Here is a 21,936-nt window from a genome sequence, read left to right on the forward strand (position 1 = left end):
GAAACTGTTTTAAGACAAAGGAACTTTACGAGCAATTATTAGACAGGTTGGGCTGAGTGTTGATGAATTTATCGAGTTATTATAAATGAAAGACTGAGTGCGATCGCTATTTGGAAATATCAGAATGAGTCGGTGCGATCGCCAGCATTCAATCAGTTTTTGTTATTTCTAGATTTAATTATCATCGCACTGTTTGTCTCATAAAATACGTATTTTATTCAAAATAAAAGTGTAGGAAAAACATTTAAAGTTTCCATGCAACACTACCTAACCAGATAAAAGGAATGCTGAGAATTAACCATCCAAAAAAAGCTCCATTACTGCTAAAAAGTGCGCTAAGTGCCGCGAGTGCAAAGCATGCGCCAATAAGAAAGAAAAACACAGCAACTGCCCGCCGTAGCGCTTTTAGTATGGGATTATGGGTTTTTGGTGTCGTTGTTTGATTTGATGAAGAAGACTTTGGTTGAGAAGGTATCTCTACACGATGATGTGGCTGTACTGATGGTGGAGCCTCAGAAAGGTTAATAGGTTGATGTGTGACTTTTCCTAGCTTGGAAGTAATAACTTGCAGGTACTTATCTAACTCAGAAACGTTAATAGGTTGATGTGTGAATTCTCCTGCAATTAGTGTTTCTTCAATTGACGCTATATCTTCATCTCTAAGTCCTAAAATTTCCTGATAACGTCGCAAATCATTGCGAGTATAGTCACTCAAAGTCTGCTCGCGTCCAATGGCATCAACTAATGCCTGTTTATATTCCTGCAATTTTTGTTGATACTCTCGATAAGGTTTTAAAACCTCAGCTTCAATTGCAGCAGTTTCTTCAGGGAGTAACCCCAAATTCTGACGTAGGGCATCTAATATTCTGCGACCAATAATCGAAATCTCGCCCCGACTGGCATAACTCTCTACTTCTTTGCGATACCTCAGTTTTGGATCACCAATTCGTGCTTTAGCTAAGAGGATTTTAAATCCTTCTTTGAAAGCATAGATTTCTGGTTTCATCGCGGGAGTGGCTTCTTTAACTTTTTTTTTCGCGTACTCATGCAACTCATCGACCGAAATTGCACCATCATTACCTAAATCTGCGGCACCTGTTTCAATACCTTCAATGAGATAACGAGTATAAGTCGAAAGATTGTCCCCCTGTTGCTGGAAAGAATACTGAGTCGAAGTGGAAGAGGTCAGGACAACTCGCCCCTCTCCGCCGAGTTGTGTCTGGATATCAACAGAACCGTCATCTTTAGCTGACCAGCCTTGGGCGAACGCTCCACTAAAGCAACAGTCAAGAATGATTACCTGACGCTTGCATCGGCTGTTGTTCATGATGTCATGAATGAAACTGGCTGGAACAGAGGTTGATTTGATAATTTGTCCTTGAGAATTTTTACGGGTTAAGCAAGTGGCGAGGTAAAGATTGCCGCTCTCATCTTTAATACCGTGACCGGAGAAGTAAAGTACTACAAGGTCGTCTTTTTGACGATTGCTAAACAGCGTCTCGATCGCTTCTTGCATTTTTTGAGGATCGGGATTCTCCAGTTTTTGGATATCTGTTTGGGCAAAATCGCCCATTTCTGGATGGTGCAAAACTTTGGCGATTGCTTGCATATCCTTTACTGAAGCTGGTAATGGGTTAAGACCAGCCTCATAATCACTAATTCCTATTAGGAGTGCTACCTTCGTCATGTCCCTATCCTCTTTCCTTTTATGGCATTTCTAAGCTTGCTGCTATAAACTTTTGCGCTGCTGCGATCGCGGTCATTAGTTCTTGCTGGCTGCTGGCTTTAACCTTGAGTTTTTTACCGTTAGCCTCAACTTCCAACTCAATGGTTTTATTACCAAGGCGATCGCCCACAAATCCCAATACTTTCTTAAAATTGGCAATACTCACTTCGGCCTGCAACACTCCCAGCAGAAAACCCCCAAACGCCTTTGAGCCTGGAGGAGTTTGTGCAACTGCTACAAGTTCAGCACTTTCTACGTCTAAATCTCTGATCTCTCGTAGTAGATTCCGCGTTTCCCGTTCTTGCTCTTCTGCATCTAAGCTGGGATTAGAAAGAGCGATCGTTAACTTGACATTAGATTGAGAACTCATTTTGTACCCTTTTCGGTTTTTTAGCAGTTGAGTGTCAACTATATTTGCGTGATTTCTCTATTGACATCATAACTGCTATGTAAATTTCCTGAAACTTCTCAATATTTTTACAAAAATTCATAAAATTTAGCAGGACTTATATCAAGTTCGGGTGATTACTTATAATAAAATCTATTAATGTAGGTTGGGGAGCCACTGCGTTGGACGGGAACACCTGCTTGAAGCAAGTGGCGTTTGAACGGCAGTGAAACCCAACATGAACAAGCATCAAAGTTGGGTTTCGTTCCTCAACCCAACCTACAGATATTATAAGTGTTTAACCGAACCTGATATTACGCAGTGAAAACCTGAAACCTCATTCGCGTAGCGTGCGCTTCGCGCATTCCCCTTAAAATGCAGGAGAATTAAAAGCCCCCTTTTTAAGGGGGTTGGGGGATTTTTTGTGCGTAAGTTTTATTTAGCTCATTTAAAACAAGTCCAAATCTGTCACAGCACCAAGACTGCTAGAAGATACCAATTTGGCATATTTCGCCAACACGCCTTTAGTGTAACGCGGAGCCGGAGGTTGCCAGTTGGCACGACGACGAGCCAATTCTGATTCAGATATATTCAATTGCAATAAACGAGCCGGTGCATCAATAGTAATACTATCGCCTTCTTCTACAAGAGCGATCGCACCACCAACTGCTGCTTCTGGAGCCACATGACCAACCACCATGCCGTAAGTACCGCCAGAAAAGCGTCCGTCGGTAATTAATGCCACCGCATCACCCAAACCAGCCCCGATAATTGCTGAGGTGGGAGCTAACATTTCTCGCATTCCAGGGCCGCCTTTAGGCCCTTCGTAGCGGATGACCAGAATATCACCAGCTTGAATCTTACCCGCCAAAATTGCATCTAAAGAGGCTTCTTCCGATTCAAACACCCGTGCGGGGCCGGTAATTACTGGTTTTTTCACACCGGTAATTTTGGCGACAGCCCCTTCTGTTGCTAAATTACCTCTGAGGATGGCTAAATGTCCTTGAGGATACATCGGGTTATCCCAAGTCCGAATCACATCTTGATTGACAGATGGTTCTTCGGGGATGTCTGCTAATATCTCTGCAATGGTTTGACCGCTAATGGTGACGCTATCACCATGTAATAAATCATGCACAAGTAACATCTTCATTACTTGCGGAATACCACCAGCTTTGTGCAAATCTGTAGCGACATATTTACCACTTGGTTTTAAATCACACAAAACGGGAACGCGGGCGCGGATAGTTTCAAAGTCGTCTATGGTTAAATCTACCTCGGCAGCGCGGGCGATCGCTAAAAAGTGCAATACTGCATTGGTCGAACCACCGACTGCCATAATCACAGAGATGGCATTCTCTATCGATTTGCGGGTGATAATTTGCCGGGGTAAGATTTGTTTGCGAATGGCTTCGACTAACACATAAGCCGATTTTTCCGTGCTGTCAGCTTTTTCGGCATCTTCCGCCGCCATTGTTGAAGAATAGGGCAAACTCATCCCCATCGCTTCAAATGCTGAAGACATGGTGTTAGCTGTGAACATTCCCCCACAGGAACCAGCGCCAGGACAAGCCCGACCTTCAACTTCTAATAATTCCTTTTCGTCAATTTTTCCAGCACTATATTGACCAACGGCTTCAAAAGAACTGACAACAGTTAAATCGCGTCCGTTGTAGTGACCAGGTTTAATTGTGCCACCGTAAACAAAGATAGCCGGGATATTCATCCGCGCGATCGCTAGCATTGCCCCAGGCATATTTTTATCACAGCCGCCAATGGCCAGCACACCATCCATACTTTGTCCAGTACAGGCGGTTTCAATAGAATCGGCTATGACTTCCCGCGACACTAGGGAATATTTCATCCCTTCAGTTCCCATCGAAATCCCATCGCTGATGGTAATTGTGCCAAACATTTGTGGCATCGCTCCGGCGGTTTTAATCCCAACCTCTGCTCGTTGTGCCAGTTGATTTATCCCCATATTACAGGGAGTGATCGTGCTGTAGCCATTGGCAATGCCCACAATGGCTTTATTGAAATCTTCATCTTTAAAACCAACTGCCCGCAGCATAGCTCGATTTGGCGATCGCTGCACCCCTTGCGTCACAATTTGGCTTCTTAAATTCTCCGACATAGTTACATCATCCTTTGACTTGCATGTATGAGTATGATAGGTAGCAATTTTTGACATGTCCAATATATATTTATCAATATTTGAGACTTATAAAATATCAATGATAAAATGTTGGGTTTCGTTCCTCAAACGCCACGTGCTTCTCCCAGGGGGAGACGCTGACGCGAACAAGTCGGGGAACCGCAAGGGCGCAGTGGCTCCCCAACCTACAATTTTTTTGCAACATTTTAGCCTAAACAGTCCATTACAAGACTACCGAGACTTTTTTATAAATCAAATATGATTCCTATAGAGTACCTGAAATAGTAGGATAATAAGACAAATTTAAATGTAAAAAAAAAGTCGTTGCCACAAGCTGAGGCTCCGACTTTCCAGGTTTATAGCTTAGTATATTGATATTGATTCTGGTGCAAAGCTTACTCTAACTTTGCACTAGAGTTCTTCTTCAAAATTATATCTGCCTTGAAAATAGTGACTAGGAACCGAGGACTGGAAAAGAGGTATTGTCATTCTCTAGTACCTTCTGCCTGGTTGTTGAGCGTAGTCAAAACACTCTCTCCTGCCTTATTTTCAAGGCAGGAATATTAAATTAAAGGATAAAGTCACTTGACACTACTTGTGGCGCTCCTATAAGCCGAATTTCAAAGTTAGCCGACAGATTCCCATCAGTGTTGCCTTGAATAATACCTCCTGAATAACGGATTTGACCGGGTGCGGTAAATTGGCCACTCCCAATGAAAGTGAAAGCTTGGTTGCCCCCAATATTAAAGTTGGCATCGATAGTAGATAGATCGATTCGATCGCCTGGTAAGTTACCGTTTCCACGAAAGTCACTGATTAAGTCGCGTGACGAAAGTGGAGTTTCAGAAATTGAGTTGTACTTGAAGATATCATTACCCGATCCTCCAGTGAGAAGATCGTTGCCATTACCGCCAACCAGGACATCATTTCCATCACCACCGACTAGAGTATCACTCCCATTACCGCCATTGAGAAGATCGTTGCCAGTACCACCATTGAGCCTATCGTTGCCACCCCCAGCGTTAAGAGTATCGTTGCCACTATTACCAAAGAGGAGATCGTTGCCATTACCAGCGTTAAGGATACTGTTGCCACTACCACCTACAAGGGTACTGTTGCCGCCACTAGCGTTAACGATATCAGTCTGACCATTATTGCTGCTGCTACTGCTACTACTTGAACTGGCACTAACACTGCCGTTACCGTAGGAGATTGATATTGAACTTGGCATTGATGAGTTTCTCCTAAACTTAGAGGGTAAAAAAAATACCTCTTTACTTCCCCATTATAAAACGGCATTGCTGATTAAGAGTATAAATTTGGTTTCCTTCAAATGCATAAAACAAACAATTTTAAACATGGAGTTTGGGATTTTCACACTTTCATTCAGCAATGCCGACAAAACAAGGTAAAAATATTGCGAGTGGGAATATATTCTTGAACCAAACCTGATTGGAACAGTCTTTATTATTAAGTCTGAATATTTAAGAATATTTAAGAAATATTAGATGTATTTGATGATGTTGACATCAAAATTGTACCAAAACTCATTTGATGTCCCTGTACCTGATATTTTCAGTTGTTTCAGTTGGAAAATACTAATGAATAAGTAGATATTCTCCTACGTAATTATATAGACTTGAGGACATTATTGGTGTATTTATAACAACAGTACTATAGTATTACATTTCAGCATATTTTTTCTATTGATAAAAAAGAATAATTAGCTTGCTTTTATCCTCTCGCCAGAAGAAAATCGAAAACCTTTATTTAGATAGGGCTGGTTTTGCATATTGATATTTGGTTAGTAGTTTCTGTAGTTATATATAACAAATTATTGCCAATAAGTTAAAAGCTTTGTTAGAAGAATGACACTAAGATTTGTGTAATTTGAATTTGCTCGCCGTGTTCAGACTGGAAATGTATTTCGAGAGGGCTGCTCTGCCTCTGGAGGGGGAACTTTCCAGAATCGGGACTGTTTTTAGCTTAGTGCCATGCCCTTGTTAGACTAGTGCGATCGCTGCACCAGTGACGTTACAATTTGGCTTCTGTGGGAGCGTTAGAACTGCTGCGATTGTATTACCTGATTTTTTCATGCATAGGCGGCGCGATCGAACCTGTATCTTTGGCTTTGCGAATTCTTCAACATTAAACCTCTTGCATAAATCAAAAACAACAACCCCACTTCTAAGAGCAACTGCCCCGGAGTGGAGTGTTAAGCGCTTTTGCAAGAGGTCTATTAGATTAGAGGATAATGTCGCTTGCCACTAGTGGCGCTGCTCTTCCTCCTACAGAAACGGCATAGTTTTTAGAACGTTCTGATTAATATTCAGAATCACAAGATTATAATATTACCTTCGAGCCGATTTTTTTCTATCTATAAGAAAGAGTGATTAACCCTCTTTTATTCCTATCGCTAAAAGAAAATCTGAAACCCTTGTTCCGATAGGGTTAGTTTTGCTTATTGAGATTTATTTGGTGATTTATGTAGTTATGTATAAGTAAGTGATTACAATAAGTTAAAAGCCTTGTTGCTCGGTGCGATCGCTAGCAATTGAGAAATTATAAACTATAAAATAGAGGCAAGCTAAACTTAACCTCTCTTTGCAACTATTCAGTTATCACAATTCTGCCTCCTGCCTTATTTTCAAGGCAGATAATAGTGAAGTCCGCCGGCAATCGTATCGTTGCCAGAACCGGCGTTAATCGTATCGTTGCCAAATCCACCGTCAATCTTATCGTCGCCAGCTCCGCCATCAATTCTATCGTTGCCAGATACGCCATTAATCGTATCGTTGCCAGATCCGGCTTGAATGCGATCGTTACCCGCTCCACCTTGAATGCGATCGTCACCGTCAAATCCGCCGTCAATCGTATTGTTGCCAGCTCCGCCGTCAATTATATCGTTACCAAATCCACCGTCAATCGTATCGTCGCCAGATCCCCCAAGAAGGCTATCATTTCCCCTTCCGCCGTTAATTCTATCGTCGCCAAAACCGCCATTAATGGTATCATTGCCTCTTCCGCCCCTAATCGTATCGCTACCATCAAATCCGTTGATAATATAAGGGAGAACAGAAAAAGAATTACCAAAATTGTCAGGCTGATTAGTACCGTTAATGGTTGGCATAGTGAATTTATCCTGAATTTAAAGGTGGAGAAATAACGAGTCAAAAGATATAACAAATTAGACCTGTTTTAATCAGGCTTTTGCTGTTAAATCTCAAGATTTAGAAACACTGGATGTATTGATGATATTGGCATCAAAATCAATTGTGCCAAGAGTAATTTTATGTCCTTGTGCCTGATGAATTCACAGATTATATAGCAATCCTAAATGAGTTGTGAAAATCGAGAGACTCAGATCCCCGACTTCTTTGATAAGTTGGGGATCTTATTGTTCACAAATGATTTAGGACTGGTACAGTAGCAATCTGATAGCAAATAACCAGATTGCTTCCTACGGAATTGCATAGGTTTTAGGACATTTTTACTGTATTCAGAATAACAAGAGTATGATACTACCTCAAGCGTACTTTTTTCTATCTATAAGAAATAATAATTAACTCTGTTTGATTTATCTTGACATAACTAGAGCCTGAAACCTTTGTTCAGATAGAGTTTTTGATATATGTCAAAATAACAAGGTTGTGATAATATGTACCACAGTACTTTACTTTTTTTATAAATAAAAAAAGTGGCATTCATTTATAAAGGCTGAATACCACTTTGTATTTATCAAAATTCCTGATGACGGAGATGTTTTTTACCCAGCTAGATTTATCCCAGTCACAGCGATCGCACCTGCGATCGCACTAGCGCAAAGGGAAGTAATCGCTGTGCCAAATATCCACCACGCAGCGCTTGCAACGGTTTTCTTGGTTTCTTCAGCTTGCTTTTTAGCTTGCTCTTGAATCGCTTTCAGGCGTTTTTGGGTTTCTTTCTGGATGCGTTCGGCTCGTTGTAATACGCCATCCCGCGCCGATTCTATTTGGTTAATGATGCGGTTGGCATCTGCCTCAGAAATATCTTCACGAGAACTCAATACAGCAACTAAGGTGTCACGATCGAATTCACTGAGGCGATCGCGCAATGCTTCAAATCCGGCTTGGGGATCGTCGAACACTTTCGCAAAGTCTTGCTTAATGCCTTCATAGTTGAGTTCGGAACGATCCAGGGAGTTGAGATAGTTGCGAACTTTGGCAAAAACTCCGTCTAGCACTGATTGGACTCTCTGCTGAATCTGTTGGAATTGTTCGACAATCGAGCTGCGAACCGACTCAATTTGATCGACAATTCGGTTAGCTTCCTCTTCTGAGATATCCTCACGTTGGGATAATAGGGCCACAATTGTCGAACGGTCAAATTTTGAGGCGCGATCGCTTAAATTCCCAATTCCAGCGCGGGGAGAAGACAGCAGCAATTGTAAATCGCGTTTGATTCCTTCGGGGTTGAGTTCTTCTTTGTTGGTATTACGCAGATATTCTTCAAGATTGGCTTCAAAATCTAAAGCTTGTTGAGTGGTGCGCTTGGCTAAACGTCGTGGCGCTTTCAGGATATCACCAATGGCATCTTGAGCGCGATCGATAATCTGATTAACTTGCTCTTGGCTCAAGTCGCCACGTTGACTCACCAGTTTAACCAAGGTTTCTCGATCGACATGAGATAAGCGCTCGCGCAGTGCTAAGGCTCCAGCTTGAGGATCGTCGAGTAATTTTTCCAAATCGGCCCTAATACCTTCGGGATTAAGTTCTTCCAAGTTGGTATTGCGGAGATATTCAGCTATGGCTTTGGTAGTCTTTTCGTACTGTTCTTTCGCTTGTTGCGGTACTTGCAAAATGCTATCTCGGACTGCTTCAAGTTGATCGAGAGTTTCGTTTACCTGTTCTTCGCTCAAATCTTGACGCTGACTGAGCACTTGTACTAGAGTATCGCGGTCAAATTGCGATAAGCGCGAAGTCAAAAGGCTAATTCCGGCTTGGGGATCGTCTAGTAAAACTTTAAACTCGCGTTTGATAGCTTCGGGATTGAGTTCGTCTTTATTAGTATTCCGCAGATATTCTTCAACCCTTTGGCGGAGTTCATCAGCTTTCGCCTTTGCTTGTTCTTGCAATTCTCTAGCACGATTTAAAAAATTATCGCGGTTGCGTTCGAGTTGACTAACAATATTATTAGCTTCCTCTTCGCTGATATCTTGACGCTGTTGGAGCAATTGTATAAAAGTATCGCGGTCAAATTGCCCAAAGCGGCTACTTAAATCTTCAAAACCAGCTTGAGGATCGTCTAGCAACTTAGCAAAATCCCGTTCAATACCTTCAGGATTGAGTTCTTCTTTACCCGTCGAACGCAGATAATCTTCGATGCGGCTGCGGAAATCTTGCCCTTTTTCTCGCGCTTCGGCCTGCTTGACAGTTTCTAAAACTTCCAGGCGATCGCTTTCCATTTGTTCAGAAATTTCTTTCACCCTAGCTTCACTAATATCACCACGCTGCTTCAACAAGTTGCTGAAATATTCTTGATTAATTTCTTCCAACTCTCGTCTTACAGTTGTCGGATCTGCATTCACATCATAGATGACTTCTTTAAATTCATCTACTAGGGTGATTCGGTTAAAATGCCAAGGGAAGGAATGCAATATGTAGTCTTCTACATCTTCCTTAATCGCGTTTTCCAGTGATATTGGCAATTTTGCAGATGCTTGCTCTCTAAACTTTTGAAATTGTTCTGTGACTTCCTCGACATCGACATCTTGAACTTTTTCTTTCAGTTTTTGCAACTGAGTTGTAATTTTATCTACATCGATATTAGAAAGGTTTACCCGTTCCAGAACTGCTGGCGCAGCAGCGCTCAAACCATACCTAATAGCTTGCTTGATTACACCATTGCCATTACCACCTCCGATTGTAACCAGTTCTTGAAGCCGTTCACCTAATTGCTCAGAATTAAGTTCTTCAGGAGTAGCAGACTTGAGTAAATTAATTACTTTTTCTGTGGGATTTTTGCGATTTAAAGCTTCTTGCCATGCACCTTCAAATTGGTCAGCAATGCTATTGATATCTTCTTTAGATAAATCGCCACGGCTGCTGATTAGATCCACAAATGTTTGACGGTTAACGTTTTGCAAGAGGTCGCTATTTGCAACAGATTGTAAATCTGTATCCTTAAGAAGTTGGTCAAATTTACTCCGAATTTCTTTGATATCCAGCTTTGGCAATTGCAGAGAACCTAAAGAACTTTGGAGCGTATTTCTAATACCTTCAGAATCAAAACCTGAAGTTAATTCCCGCCGGACTGCGGCTGTAATATCTTCAGCCGTAGAAACTAACTGTTTTTTCGCACTATTAGCACCGATACCAGCAGTTGCTGTACCCATGAGAGCTTGAAAACCAGAAGTAACAGTATTAGATATAGAACCAATTAAAGAACCTACCGCCGATGAACCCAACCAAATTACTAGTGAAAAATAGGTAGACCAGATGACTACACCAATAATTGCTCCTAAAAATGCGCTTTCGATGAGGCTAAGTTTTACCGCTAAAAAACAAGCAATAAATAATGCAATGCTAACGGTTATTAACGCCCAAGCTCCGACTTTAGCTTGACCTTTACGAATTGTCTTGCCCAAACTTTCGGACTCATCATCAGAATCTGAGTCAATTTCCCAAGATGAAATTCCGACAGCAACTGAAAAGTTTGTTAATAATAATTGAAAGGCAAATGCCATTAAAACCCCGGCTACCAGTGCCACCAATAATTTAGGCCCAGAAAAAACAACTGACGCTTGTTCTGGAGTTAATACTTCCTGAGCTAAAGTTATCGGCGCTAATCCCAAAGGTAGACAATTCCATCCCAAAACACTTAAAACACCTTGAAACATCGGATTTTCTCACTTCTACTCAATTAAATAACCATTTTTGAAGAAGAATTCAGAAGTCAGAATTCAAGAGTCAGAATCAAGACGCGACGCTCGATAGCGGAGCGTCTGACTCACTTGCCGCCGGCGCTATCGCGGACTCCTAACGCTGCGAAGCACCACTTTTTCGTTCAGAATTCATTCTGAATTCTGGCTCCTGACTCCTGAATTCTGTTTCGATAAAATGGCTTATTTATCAGCTTAATTATCATTTATGTAAGCTGGCACTTTCTAAGGTGATAGGTTAATTTGCCAAAAGTCGTATTTAAAAAAATACACATTTATCTTGTCACTTATCAAAGAAAGTAATGTAGTATTTATGCTTTGTTTACAATTCTTTCAAAGAAAATTTATAAAGTAAATCTTATAAAACTCTATCTACCGATATAGCAAGTTGCAAGCAGGTCAGTTATAGTAGCAAGCCGTAGAGAATAATGTTTGTTAGTATAAATTTTTATGGGAAAATTGGAATAATTTTTATATAAACTTTAGAAAAGAAAATATATTTTCTAGTTGAGATTTAGTTACTAATCTTTAGATAAAATCACCTATGTCTAATGATAGAGATAAAAATTCTCCCAAGCGATTGATGAAACCTAAATAGAAGTATGTATTAATAAGGGTAATTACGACCTATAAATTAGTAAATAATTGATTTTTGCTGAGGAGAAAGAATAATGGTAGTAGGTGTACAAAAACGTGCCGTAGGTGTATTTTCTCATCGTCGAGATGTTGAACACGCCCTACATGAATTAAAAAAAGTTGGCTTTGACATGAACAGAGTTTCTGTCATTACCGAAGATGGAGACAAAGACGATATTGCTGGCGCGGGTGTGAGCGATCGCGTTGGCGACCAATCTGATGAAGGTGCTAAAGTCGGAGCAGCTACAGGCGGTGCTTTGGGCGGATTGGCTGGCTTATTAGTTGGTCTTGGCACTTTAGCAATCCCTGGAATTGGGCCAATTATGTTGGCTGGAGCCGCAGCCACGACCCTAGCTACAACTCTCGCTGGCGCTGGTATTGGTGCAGTAGCTGGTAGTTTGCTTGGTGCATTAATTGGTTTAGGAATTCCTGAAGAACGAGCTAGAGTTTATGACGAACGTGTTAGACGAGGACACTATCTAGTCATTGTCGATGGTACAGATGCAGAAGTCCACAGAGCAGAAGCAATCCTAAATCATCAGGGTGTAGAAGAGTTTGGTATTTACGACCACCCAGATGGGACTACTGGTTATGTGACTCCAACTCCGGCTTATAGTGGTGTTGCGAAACGTGCGATCGGGGTATTTTCTCATCGTCGAGATGCTGAAGTCGCAATTACAGAATTGCGAGATGCAGGTTTTTCCTTGAATCAAGTCTCCATCATTGCCAAAGATACAGACGGTCATGGGATCGGTGGTGTAGATGTAGACAGAAACGTTGGTACTGGTAATAAAGCAGACGATGGTGCAAAAGCCGGAGCTGCGACAGGCGGTCTTTTAGGCGGCTTGACTGGCTTATTCGTTGGACTTGGGACTTTAGCGATTCCGGGAATTGGGCCGGTGATTGCAGGTGGCGCAGTTGCAACAGCATTGGCGACAACATTAGCTGGTGGTGCGATCGGTGCCGCCGCCGGTAGTATTGTCGGCGCACTTGTTGGTTTGGGAATTCCCGAAGACAGAGCGCGAGTATATAGCGATCGCTTCCAAAGAGGCGACTACTTAGTAATTCTCGATGGTACAGAAGCTGAAATCCACCAAGCTGAAGCAATTCTCAAACATCGAGGTATTGAAGAATTTGCAATCTATGATGCCACAGAGATTAGTGAATATCGCCCAGGTTCCGACCGAGTAACCAATCATGATGCAGCAGTAGTCGATCCCATTCGCCCCAATTACTCAACAGAGCCTCATAGAAACGATCCTGCTGTAGTAATTGTCGATCGTCGTGATGAAGTACTTTAATCCAAAGTAGTTCTCACTCGCACTAAATTTCAGGAGCATTAATTTGACAACTGAAAACTTTGCTCCTGACTAAAAAAACTTGCTCCTCACTTTTGCCGTAAATATCAACATATTTCACTTTCTGATTCAGAATTAAACCAATGAAAAAGCTAACCCCCTTTGTAATTAGTTGCCTTTTAGTGTTTGGTGTTGCTGCTTGTGATAACGCTTCTAAAACAAGTGAATCTGCACCCAACAATCCTAATGAGGCTCCCCAAACACCAACTGCGAAAACAACAGAAGCATCTCAAAAAGACGCACAAAGTGATGTTCGGAGAAGACAACTAAATGAAGATATTCGCGCCCGCGAACAGCGCAATAATACCACTGGTGGCGATACAAAAAGAGCTAATGGTGACTTAGAAAGTGAAGTTCGCTCCAAATTAGAAGCTAATATCCCCAAAAGTCAAATAACAGTTAAAGCCGCAGATGGTGGTATTGTGACTGTTGGCGGAACTGTCAGCAATCAGCAGGAGTTGGCTAAAATTGAAAAATTAGCTAAGGAAATTAAAGGTGTCAACACTGTAGTTGTGAAAGCGACAGTTGCGAAACCAACCAAATAAGGCAGCTAACAACAAATCCAAGTAAGTAGGTAGGCATAAAGAGATTTAAACTCTTGCTTGGTTTAAGTGGTCAGTAATAAGTTTAACTGACCACTAATAATTGACAACTGATGACCTGAATAACTATATTTATTGATGCTCAGTTCAGTTATACAAAGTCTTGTAGTTACCAAACATAAAAACTATGGAAACCGAACAACAGCAACGTGAATCTATCAATCCTTCTTTATCACAAGGTACGCTAGCACTTGAAGGTACTGATACTGCAAACTTGCCAAAGTTACCGCCAGCACCCGAACCAGAATCTCAATTGCAGCAAATTAGCAGACAAATTTCTCAATTTTTGGAGGATCTGCCACAATACTTAAGTGGCTTTTTTCAGGATTATAAGCAGCCTCTAATAACTGTTGCTTTAATTTTGGCGGCGATTGTTACAGCTAGGCTAGTACTAGCTCTACTAACTGCAATCAATGATATTCCACTACTATCACCACTTTTTGAATTAGTGGGAATTAGTTACACCAGTTGGTTTGTTTTCCGTTATCTACTGAAGGCTTCAACTCGGCAAGAATTAGCGGATGAACTTCAATCACTGAAAAACCAATTTGTAGGCGAGTAATTTTACTAACCATTAAACTAGGATTTACACGGGCAATAGAATTCGCAGCTATACAAACTCAAGTCTGCCTCTGCGGAATTGGGTAAAATTTTGTATAGTTGCAGTTTATAATTGCCCTTTTAATGTTATTGGACTTCAACCAAAACCCTTACTCTACCAATAAATCTAAATTCACAGTATTTAACCGGACTCAATCTTAGTCTTTTAGATACATCAAAAGATAGAGAACATCAGATTATTTTTAAAATTAAGTCACTTCTCAAGATAGTAGCTCGGAGATAAAAAACAGCCTAATCTAGGTTGTGAAGTTATTTAATAGATTCTTTAACGAGGACATAAATTATGGCTAATGAAGCAGTTAAGAGAGATACAGATTCATCCGATAGAGCAGAAGTCGATACTTACGATCGCGGTATTATCCCTGCTGAAACCGCCGCTAGAATGGAAAGAGAGGGAAATCTTTACAAAACACTCCCCACAGAAGAACGGGAAGCAGATGCACCTACCGACGATCAAACCGATTCAGGAAGTGTCCGCACCACTGACGGCTATACCGTAGACAAAGAAGGTTTGTTAAATAACTATGCAGTTGAACCGGAAATGTACTACGAAGAACCAGGTGATGCACGCCAGGAAGCGGCAGATGATACCGCAGAACGTGTTGAAGAACTTGGAGAAATTAATCAGGACGAGGAAGGTAAGTTGACAGATAGGGGCGACAGTCGCGGTAGAGGCCCAGGAGTAATTTAATTAACAGACTTCCTTGTGCTGGTGCAATTACACGTAAGAAGGCTCAATAGGTGGTTTCTAGAGACGCAATAATTGCGTCTCTACTTTTATAGGCGAAAAAAGCGGTTCCCATTCAGATGTGGTACAATATTACATCACGAGTGTAGGGTGTACCTCACTCACGTAAACGAGAACTGCTATAAAGCACAACCTGACATATCAGAATTTTTTAGCTTTTGATACATTGGGCTTGTAATAACTTGTGGTAGCCCATGTTAGAGAAAAAGCCCTTAGTTATCACTAAAGAAGATGAGCTATTCCCGCTATTCCCGCGCCTACCAATTCTCACAAGTCTTCAAGCAGGTTGGCACGGTGCTTCATTTGGATATATGTGTCAACCTGCTTATGAATTTCCTGAAGTTTGCACTCCCCTGTGGCACTCTCTGATCATTTTCACTCATGGAGCGCGGGTAATTCATGCTGAACGAAAAATGGATGGACGCAAGCATCGTGATGCCGTAGTTGGAGGTGATATTATCATTACTCCTGTTAATGTCGGGCATCAGGCAACTTGGGATGCTGAAGGGGACTTTATTCTACTTGCTATTGAACCACAGATTTTTGCTTGTGCAGTTGATGAAACAGCAGATGCCAAACAGATTCAACTTTTGCCGCACTTTGCCACACCCGATCCCCTAATTTATCAAATAGGGCTAGCACTCAAAGGCATTTTGGAAGGTAATCCTCTAGGGAGCCGTCTTTATGCAGAGACGATGGTAAATGCCTTATCAGTACATTTGATGCAACACTATTCCACGTGCAAACCGATATTAAAAACATATAAAAACGGTTTATCACAGCGTCAATTACAGCAAGTCATAGAATATATTCACGAACATCTTGACCAAAATTTAGGTTTAGCAGAATTGGCGGCATTAATACCAATGAGTCGCCATTATTTTTCCCAGCTTTTCAAACAATCTATGGGAATTACTCCCCATAACTATGTAATTCGTTGTCGCGTGCAATATGCCAAAGAATTATTATTGAAGGGAGAAATGACAATAGCTGAAGTTGCTCAATTGGTTGGTTTTGCTAGCCAAAGCCATCTGAATTTTCACTGTAAGCGATTATTGGGTGTAACTCCTAAAGCTATTCAACAAAGATAGGATAAATCTGCAAAAAAATCGGACGAATTTGCAAGACTACACGCCGGAAACTCTCTAAACTTTTTAAAAGTACAGCAGATTTCAGATTTGTAAGATACGAAAATATCCCATCTGCTCTGTCACGCACCTTCCCCTTGTCAACCGCAAGAGGGTTGGGGAGAGGTCTACTTCATTTACTTACAAAGTGCTGTAGCATCTTGTTCCGAAATATTTGGGATTAGGGAAACTTTTTATTTATGGGCAGAATTGAAACTAAAACTGAGCCAATGGTAATTAACTTTGGCCCCCATCACCCTTCTATGCATGGGTGCTTTCGGATTGTTGCCACCTTGGATGGCGAAGATGTGGTGGATTGTGAACCTGTCATCGGCTACCTGCACCGAGGTATGGAAAAGATTGCCGAAAACCGTACCAATATTATGTACGTACCTTATGTGAGTCGATGGGACTACTATGGCGGAATGTTTAATGAAGCTGTGACGGTGAATGCTGTTGAGAAACTAGCAAATATTTTTATCCCCAAACGTGCTAGCTACATTCGGGTAATCATGCTGGAGTTAGCCAGAATTGTTAACCATCTGTTGTGGTTAGGGCCTTTTGTGGGAGATACTGGCGCACAAACTCCCATATTTTATACTTTGCGCGATCGCGAAATGATTCTCGATTTGTTTGAAACTGCTACAGGCTACCGAATGGTCAACAATAATTATTTTCGCCTGGGAGGTGTTGCTGCTGACCTTCCTTACGGATGGGTGGATAAATGCGAAGAATTTTGTAACTACTTTGTACCAAAGATTGATGAGTATGAAAGACTAATTACCAATAATCCCATTTTTCGCCGCCGAGTTGAGGGTGTAGGTGTTCTCAGTCGGGAAGAAGCGATTAACTGGGGAATTTCTGGCCCGATGTTACGGGCTTCTGGGGTGAAGTGGGATTTACGAAAAGTTGACCACTACGAATGCTACGACGATTTTAACTGGGAAGTCCAGTGGGATGCAGCAGGAGATTGTTTTGCTAGGTATCTCGTCAGAATTGGCGAGATGCGTGAGTCAGTCAAGATTATTCAGCAAGCACTTAAGGGATTACCTGGTGGTGCATACGAAAATTTAGAAGCTCAACGTATGGTAGCAGGTGATAAATCTGAGTGGAATGGGTTTGATTACCAATTCATTGCCAAAAAAGTTGCACCCACATTTAAAATTCCTCAAGGTGAAAATTATGTGCGTGTAGAGTCAGGGAGAGGAGAATTAGGAATCTATATTATTGGAGACGATCGCATCTTCCCTTGGCGTTGGAAAATTCGTCCAGCCGATTTCAATAATTTACAAGTTTTACCTCAGTTAATCAAAGGTCAAAAAGTAGCAGATATTTTCGTCATCCTGGGAAGTATTGATGTTGTGATGGGATCGGTAGATCGATGAGGGGGTAGGGGGAGACATTGGAGACAAGGAGATAAACAAAACTCCTAACTCTTGTAGAGACGCGATTAATCGCGTCTCTACTCCTAACTCCTAACTCTTAACTCTTAACGCCCATTTCTTAAATGATTAGTGGCTCAAGTTCTCGATTATGCCATTGCCTCTGATGCCATTCGGCAACTAAAGGACGGACAATAAACTTCGGCTGTCCATCGCCTTTAACATCAATGCGTAAACCTGAATAAGGTCGTCGCTTCTGAGAACCTTGACCATTGCGACCGATGAAGAGATGCGATCGCGCCACTAATCTATTTTCATTTCCAAAAGTCTCCATCAAATCTGCTCCCTCAATTCGCTGGCGGCGCAAACTAAACCCACTACCACCACAAACAATCCAGTGGATATGAGAATCAGCGTGTCCTGTATCCATTGTTTCCAGGTGTTCCAAACAGTGCGCGTGACCGTTTAATACCAAATCGACCAAAGGACGACCCTGATTTAAGGAACCGATTTCTTTAGCTACCGCATCCAGCACACCACGCAAGCGATCGCGGACGATCAAAGTTTGTGCTTGTTGCCACTTCGTCGCCTCAGTTACATAAGGTGGATGATGGAAATAAATTATCCTTCCCCGAACTTCAGAATTATTCCAAGATTCAATTAATCTTTGCTTGAGCCAATCGAGTTGTTCAGTATCAGTTAGCGTGGTTTTTTTAGTGGCTAGTTGTTTATCGATATCAACAATAAGTTCTTCAATTTGTGACATCTTGGCATGGAAGTCGTCTAATTGATCGGCTTCATTAGGGTTTTCGGGGCGAAGTTTAGCTGAGGTTTCAATAATTTCCAGCTTTTCTTGCTCGAAATCCTCACGGCGTTTTTCTAAGAGTTTGCGATCGGCATCACCTTTTTTTGTTTTCGGTAGCGGTGGTGGATCGTTGAAGGTATTAGAATCCAAAGCAAAGAAATCAATACCGCCATAACGAAAAGTGTAATAGCGATTGGGAAGACGGGTAAATTGCCCAGGTTGATATGAAAGACAACGACCTGTATCTGTTTTGGCTGTATAGTAGCGATCTAAGTGACTGGCTAACTCTGCTGGAAGTTGAAACGCCTGAAGATAGTCGAGAAATGCCTTTGCGTAAGCGTCACCGCATCCTGAGCCATGTAAGCCCACATCTAGGTCTAACCGCGATCGCAACAGCTGACGAATGGGTAATGTTGTTAGGGATGCCAAGCTCAATAAAATTGGCAAGTTATAGTAATCATGATTTCCCGGCACTGGTAAAATGGGCAGCTTAAAAACCATCTGGTCATAAGCAATCCGTTTGCGATCTTCTGCGCCCCAGAGAAACTCTCGGTAAGGCTGGATGAAATTTTGCTGGTAGTATTCACTCGATCCCACTAAATAGATCACATCCCCGGTATGCAGCATAAAACGGGATTCGCTGTGATGGGGCAACATAAGTTCAGCCACCTGTCGCTGGGGATTGTGTCCCCGGTGGCTGCCAGAACCACTATCACCGACAACTAAAAATGAGAACTCAGAATTATCTGTTTGACCATCTTCCAACACGAGGCGAGTTTGGTCGATATTCCGTTCCACAATCAACGGGTCTTGCCACCGTACCCGTTGATTCATTTTCCGAATTTTCTTAGCGATCGCTGGATCGGATACAAGTTTCAATGCAACCTACTCCTGAATCTTTAATTGAAAAAAGCAGGGGAGCAAGAATTTTAGATTTTAGATTTTGGATTTTAGATTGAAATTTAATCCAAAATCCAAAATTGAATTGCCCAATGCCCTATTCTTCTACTGTATCTTTCATCTCAATAGTCAGATTAGGGAGTCCGTTTAGTTTTTCGGTCGGTTCAACTTCTTCTACTAATGGCAGAAAAATTCTTAACCCTGCTGGTACACACTTAATTTCTACAGGTGTTGTGCCGACTATTTCACCATCTAGAACAACTTTTTGTGGTGGGTTAGTCGTAATTTTAAATTGTTTGGCTCGCAGGAAGCCAATATCATCCCGTTCTACGGCGTTACCTGTGGAAGCCGTTTGAAATAAATGAAACGTGGCCGCGATCGCTCCTGCCTTGTTAGCTGGAGCTACAATCGTTAAATCTAGCAACCCATCATCATAAATCAGACCTGCTGGGCCTTGAGCCAAAACTGACGTGGGAGGCGCGGCATTTGCTACCGTTACTGCACAGGCACTAGTTTTAATTATCCTGTCTTCAGTTTCAATTTCAACATCAAAGTTATGTAAGCTTCTTAATTGCTGGATTCCTGCCAAAACGTAGGCCATCATTCCAAAGCGATTTTTAGCGTCTCGGTCTGCTAATTCTACAGTTTCAGCTTCAAAACCAATACCTGCTAAGAGTACCATTGGCCGATCGTTGCAATAGGCTGCGTCTACATGGCTAGTTGCTCCCTGCAAAATTGTATTACATGCACCTGCGATCGTGTCAGGAATTCCTAAAGCTGTGGCAAAAGCGTTCGCTGTTCCTCTGGAAATGATCCCAAATGGGATATCAGTTCCCACTAAAGCCGCCGCCGCTATTGAGAGAGTACCATCTCCCCCCGAAGCAATGATTGCATCTACTCCGCGCTCTATCGCTTGATATGCCAGTTGATCGGCATCGATTTCTTCAGTTGTAAAATGAATATCTAGATCGATATCTGGCTCTAATATTGCCCGAATTTCTGCTAGCTCTGTATCTGGGTCGCCCTGACCCGCAACCGGATTAAAGATGAGACAGGCGGAACGATTCATAAGGCATAATAATTAAGCTTGGATAACTAATGAAGATAGCAAATTATTCTCAGTATTCCTGTAAATTTTCAATTTCTCTTTTGGGGCTGAGTTTTCTAGTGGGACTTAGACAAAAAGTAGCCAGAAAAAACCCTCAAATCTATATGCAGAGAGACTTTGACATCGTTTTGCCTAGTTTATTGATATATCTGGGTTTCAAGCATTTTTGAGCATTTGGTGTATTTTCCTTGCCCTGTATGAGGTTGAGGCTTGTTTATGCCTCAAAAATGTTTAAGTCCCGCTATGTAAAGAACTGGAACTCTGAAAAGAGAGGATACCACGAGCCGATCGCAATTTGCAGAGATCGCAAGCAGTTCTACATCGCAAATGCGTGTATATTGTGGAAGTATGTGGAAAACTGCCAAAAAGTGTAAAAACCAAATTTACTTACATGTACATCAAAACTATTGTTAAAATCCAAATAATTTTAAGTTAATATTCATACCCAACTCCTATGAGAGAAACTGTCCTAGAGGTTCGCAATTTACAAGTTGAATTTCCCGGTGATGGCAACATTAACAGAGCTTTGGATGGTATTTCTTTTGCCCTGCATCGTGGTGAAACTCTAGGAATAGTAGGAGAATCGGGGAGTGGTAAATCAGTGACAGCCCTAGCTGTGATGGGTTTGTTGCAAACTCCCGGCATAGTGACTGGCGGCGAAATCTGGTTTCGTCCACAGGAGAATGGCAACACCATCGATTTGGTAAAATTACCTCCTGAACAAATGCAGTTACATCGGGGTGGCGACATCGCCATGATTTTTCAAGAACCGATGAGTTCGCTCAATCCAGTTTATAATATTGGGTTTCAGCTAATAGAAGCGATTGTGCGACATCAAAATGTGTCAGCCGCCCAAGCAAAACAAATTGCGATCGCAGGTTTGCAAGAGGTAAAACTCTTACCTAGCGATGAGGAAATACAGCAACAGTATATCGAAACTTGGCATCAAACCAACAGCAATTCATCGAAACCTGATGCATCAAAGTTGTCACAGTTGGTTAAACAACACAAAGAAGCCATGCTGGAACGCTACCCTCATCAACTTTCTGGGGGTCAGTTGCAACGGGTAATGATTGCAATGGCAATTTCTTGCAACCCATTAATTCTAATTGCCGATGAACCAACCACAGCCTTGGACGTGACTGTGCAAGCGACTATTTTGGACTTGTTGCGAGAATTGCAGCAAAGCCGTGACATGGCAATGATTTTTATCACCCACGATTTGGGGCTAATTTCGGAAATTGCTGACGAAGTAGCGGTGATGTATAAAGGTAAAGTTGTCGAATCTGGTACTTCTGACCAAATTTTCAGCAGTCCCCAGCATCCATATACTAAAGGTTTGATAGCTTGTCGCCCCACACTTGACCGCCGCCCCCAAAAATTACTCACCGTTTCTGACTACATGAGTGTAGAAGAAACAGCAACGGGACAAGTAGTAATTCAGCCGAAAGAACCCCCACA

General features: G+C 41.8%; 16 protein-coding genes. 7 read left to right on the forward strand and 9 right to left on the reverse strand.

The window, feature by feature from the left end:
- Positions 1 to 244: 244 nt before the first annotated feature.
- The 7 genes from HWQ37_RS07840 to HWQ37_RS07870 all read right to left on the reverse strand — a co-directional run bounded on the left by HWQ37_RS07840 (position 245) and on the right by HWQ37_RS07870 (position 11,146).
- Positions 245 to 1,687 carry a caspase family protein gene (locus HWQ37_RS07840; protein ID WP_292745573.1) on the reverse strand — a complete coding sequence of 481 codons (1,443 nt, stop codon included), beginning with the start codon at positions 1,685 to 1,687 and terminating at the stop codon, positions 245 to 247.
- Between the two features lie 19 nt (positions 1,688 to 1,706).
- Positions 1,707 to 2,096, reverse strand: coding sequence for a hypothetical protein (locus tag HWQ37_RS07845; protein WP_292745575.1), 390 nt, complete (start codon positions 2,094 to 2,096; stop codon positions 1,707 to 1,709).
- Positions 2,097 to 2,562: 466 nt separating this feature from the next.
- Complete coding sequence (ilvD, locus tag HWQ37_RS07850; protein ID WP_292745577.1) at positions 2,563 to 4,248, reverse strand: dihydroxy-acid dehydratase; 1,686 nt, start codon at positions 4,246 to 4,248, stop codon at positions 2,563 to 2,565.
- A 589-nt stretch (positions 4,249 to 4,837) separates the two neighbouring features.
- Positions 4,838 to 5,500, reverse strand: a complete 663-nt coding sequence (locus HWQ37_RS07855) for a calcium-binding protein (protein WP_292745579.1) — start codon at positions 5,498 to 5,500, stop codon at positions 4,838 to 4,840.
- 772 nt (positions 5,501 to 6,272) lie between these two features.
- Positions 6,273 to 6,500 (reverse strand): hypothetical protein, encoded by a 228-nt coding sequence (locus HWQ37_RS07860; protein ID WP_292745581.1) that lies wholly within the window; start codon positions 6,498 to 6,500, stop codon positions 6,273 to 6,275.
- A gap of 416 nt (positions 6,501 to 6,916) precedes the next feature.
- On the reverse strand, positions 6,917 to 7,399 hold the full coding sequence (locus tag HWQ37_RS07865; protein WP_292745583.1) for a calcium-binding protein: 483 nt from the start codon (positions 7,397 to 7,399) through the stop codon (positions 6,917 to 6,919).
- A gap of 636 nt (positions 7,400 to 8,035) precedes the next feature.
- Complete coding sequence (locus HWQ37_RS07870; RefSeq protein ID WP_292745585.1) at positions 8,036 to 11,146, reverse strand: MFS transporter; 3,111 nt, start codon at positions 11,144 to 11,146, stop codon at positions 8,036 to 8,038.
- Positions 11,147 to 11,859: 713 nt separating this feature from the next.
- Between HWQ37_RS07870 and HWQ37_RS07875 the strand changes: the two genes are divergently transcribed.
- The 6 genes from HWQ37_RS07875 to HWQ37_RS07900 all read left to right on the forward strand — a co-directional run bounded on the left by HWQ37_RS07875 (position 11,860) and on the right by HWQ37_RS07900 (position 17,665).
- Complete coding sequence (locus HWQ37_RS07875; protein WP_292745587.1) at positions 11,860 to 13,125, forward strand: general stress protein; 1,266 nt, start codon at positions 11,860 to 11,862, stop codon at positions 13,123 to 13,125.
- A gap of 140 nt (positions 13,126 to 13,265) precedes the next feature.
- A complete protein-coding gene (locus HWQ37_RS07880) occupies positions 13,266 to 13,727 on the forward strand; it encodes a BON domain-containing protein (RefSeq protein ID WP_292745589.1) in 462 nt (153 codons plus the stop codon).
- Between the two features lie 184 nt (positions 13,728 to 13,911).
- A complete protein-coding gene (locus HWQ37_RS07885; RefSeq protein ID WP_292745591.1) occupies positions 13,912 to 14,346 on the forward strand; it encodes a CAAD domain-containing protein in 435 nt (144 codons plus the stop codon).
- 342 nt (positions 14,347 to 14,688) lie between these two features.
- On the forward strand, positions 14,689 to 15,096 hold the full coding sequence (locus tag HWQ37_RS07890; protein ID WP_292745593.1) for a hypothetical protein: 408 nt from the start codon (positions 14,689 to 14,691) through the stop codon (positions 15,094 to 15,096).
- Between the two features lie 251 nt (positions 15,097 to 15,347).
- Positions 15,348 to 16,244: a helix-turn-helix transcriptional regulator gene (locus HWQ37_RS07895; RefSeq protein WP_292745595.1), complete on the forward strand. Its 897-nt coding sequence runs from the start codon at positions 15,348 to 15,350 to the stop codon at positions 16,242 to 16,244.
- A gap of 236 nt (positions 16,245 to 16,480) precedes the next feature.
- Positions 16,481 to 17,665, forward strand: a complete 1,185-nt coding sequence (locus HWQ37_RS07900) for an NAD(P)H-quinone oxidoreductase subunit H (RefSeq protein WP_292745597.1) — start codon at positions 16,481 to 16,483, stop codon at positions 17,663 to 17,665.
- Between the two features lie 118 nt (positions 17,666 to 17,783).
- Here the strand turns inward: HWQ37_RS07900 and HWQ37_RS07905 are convergent, their stop codons facing one another.
- A complete protein-coding gene (locus tag HWQ37_RS07905; RefSeq protein WP_292745599.1) occupies positions 17,784 to 19,346 on the reverse strand; it encodes a metallophosphoesterase family protein in 1,563 nt (520 codons plus the stop codon).
- Between the two features lie 118 nt (positions 19,347 to 19,464).
- Positions 19,465 to 20,436, reverse strand: coding sequence for a YegS/Rv2252/BmrU family lipid kinase (locus HWQ37_RS07910; RefSeq protein ID WP_292745601.1), 972 nt, complete (start codon positions 20,434 to 20,436; stop codon positions 19,465 to 19,467).
- Positions 20,437 to 20,929: 493 nt separating this feature from the next.
- On the opposite strand from HWQ37_RS07910, the gene HWQ37_RS07915 reads away from it, so the two are divergent.
- Positions 20,930 to 21,936, forward strand: a 1,007-nt coding sequence (locus HWQ37_RS07915) for an ABC transporter ATP-binding protein (RefSeq protein WP_292745603.1), incomplete at its 3' end; no start/stop codon positions are given.

It is taken from the genome of Nostoc sp. NMS4 (genome assembly GCF_017115095.1).
Lineage (GTDB): Bacteria > Cyanobacteriota > Cyanobacteriia > Cyanobacteriales > Nostocaceae > Nostoc.

Bases quoted from the DNA above. Each gene is read 5' to 3' on its own strand.
- HWQ37_RS07840 (WP_292745573.1), bottom strand. From the start codon at position 1,687: ATGACGAAGGTAGCACTCCTAATAGGAATTAGTGATTATGAGGCTGGT.
- HWQ37_RS07845 (WP_292745575.1), bottom strand. From the start codon at position 2,096: ATGAGTTCTCAATCTAATGTCAAGTTAACGATCGCTCTTTCTAATCCC.
- ilvD (WP_292745577.1), bottom strand. From the start codon at position 4,248: ATGTCGGAGAATTTAAGAAGCCAAATTGTGACGCAAGGGGTGCAGCGA.
- HWQ37_RS07855 (WP_292745579.1), bottom strand. From the start codon at position 5,500: ATGCCAAGTTCAATATCAATCTCCTACGGTAACGGCAGTGTTAGTGCC.
- HWQ37_RS07865 (WP_292745583.1), bottom strand. From the start codon at position 7,399: ATGCCAACCATTAACGGTACTAATCAGCCTGACAATTTTGGTAATTCT.
- HWQ37_RS07870 (WP_292745585.1), bottom strand. From the start codon at position 11,146: ATGTTTCAAGGTGTTTTAAGTGTTTTGGGATGGAATTGTCTACCTTTG.
- HWQ37_RS07875 (WP_292745587.1), top strand. From the start codon at position 11,860: ATGGTAGTAGGTGTACAAAAACGTGCCGTAGGTGTATTTTCTCATCGT.
- HWQ37_RS07880 (WP_292745589.1), top strand. From the start codon at position 13,266: ATGAAAAAGCTAACCCCCTTTGTAATTAGTTGCCTTTTAGTGTTTGGT.
- HWQ37_RS07885 (WP_292745591.1), top strand. From the start codon at position 13,912: ATGGAAACCGAACAACAGCAACGTGAATCTATCAATCCTTCTTTATCA.
- HWQ37_RS07890 (WP_292745593.1), top strand. From the start codon at position 14,689: ATGGCTAATGAAGCAGTTAAGAGAGATACAGATTCATCCGATAGAGCA.
- HWQ37_RS07895 (WP_292745595.1), top strand. From the start codon at position 15,348: ATGTTAGAGAAAAAGCCCTTAGTTATCACTAAAGAAGATGAGCTATTC.
- HWQ37_RS07900 (WP_292745597.1), top strand. From the start codon at position 16,481: ATGGGCAGAATTGAAACTAAAACTGAGCCAATGGTAATTAACTTTGGC.
- HWQ37_RS07910 (WP_292745601.1), bottom strand. From the start codon at position 20,436: ATGAATCGTTCCGCCTGTCTCATCTTTAATCCGGTTGCGGGTCAGGGC.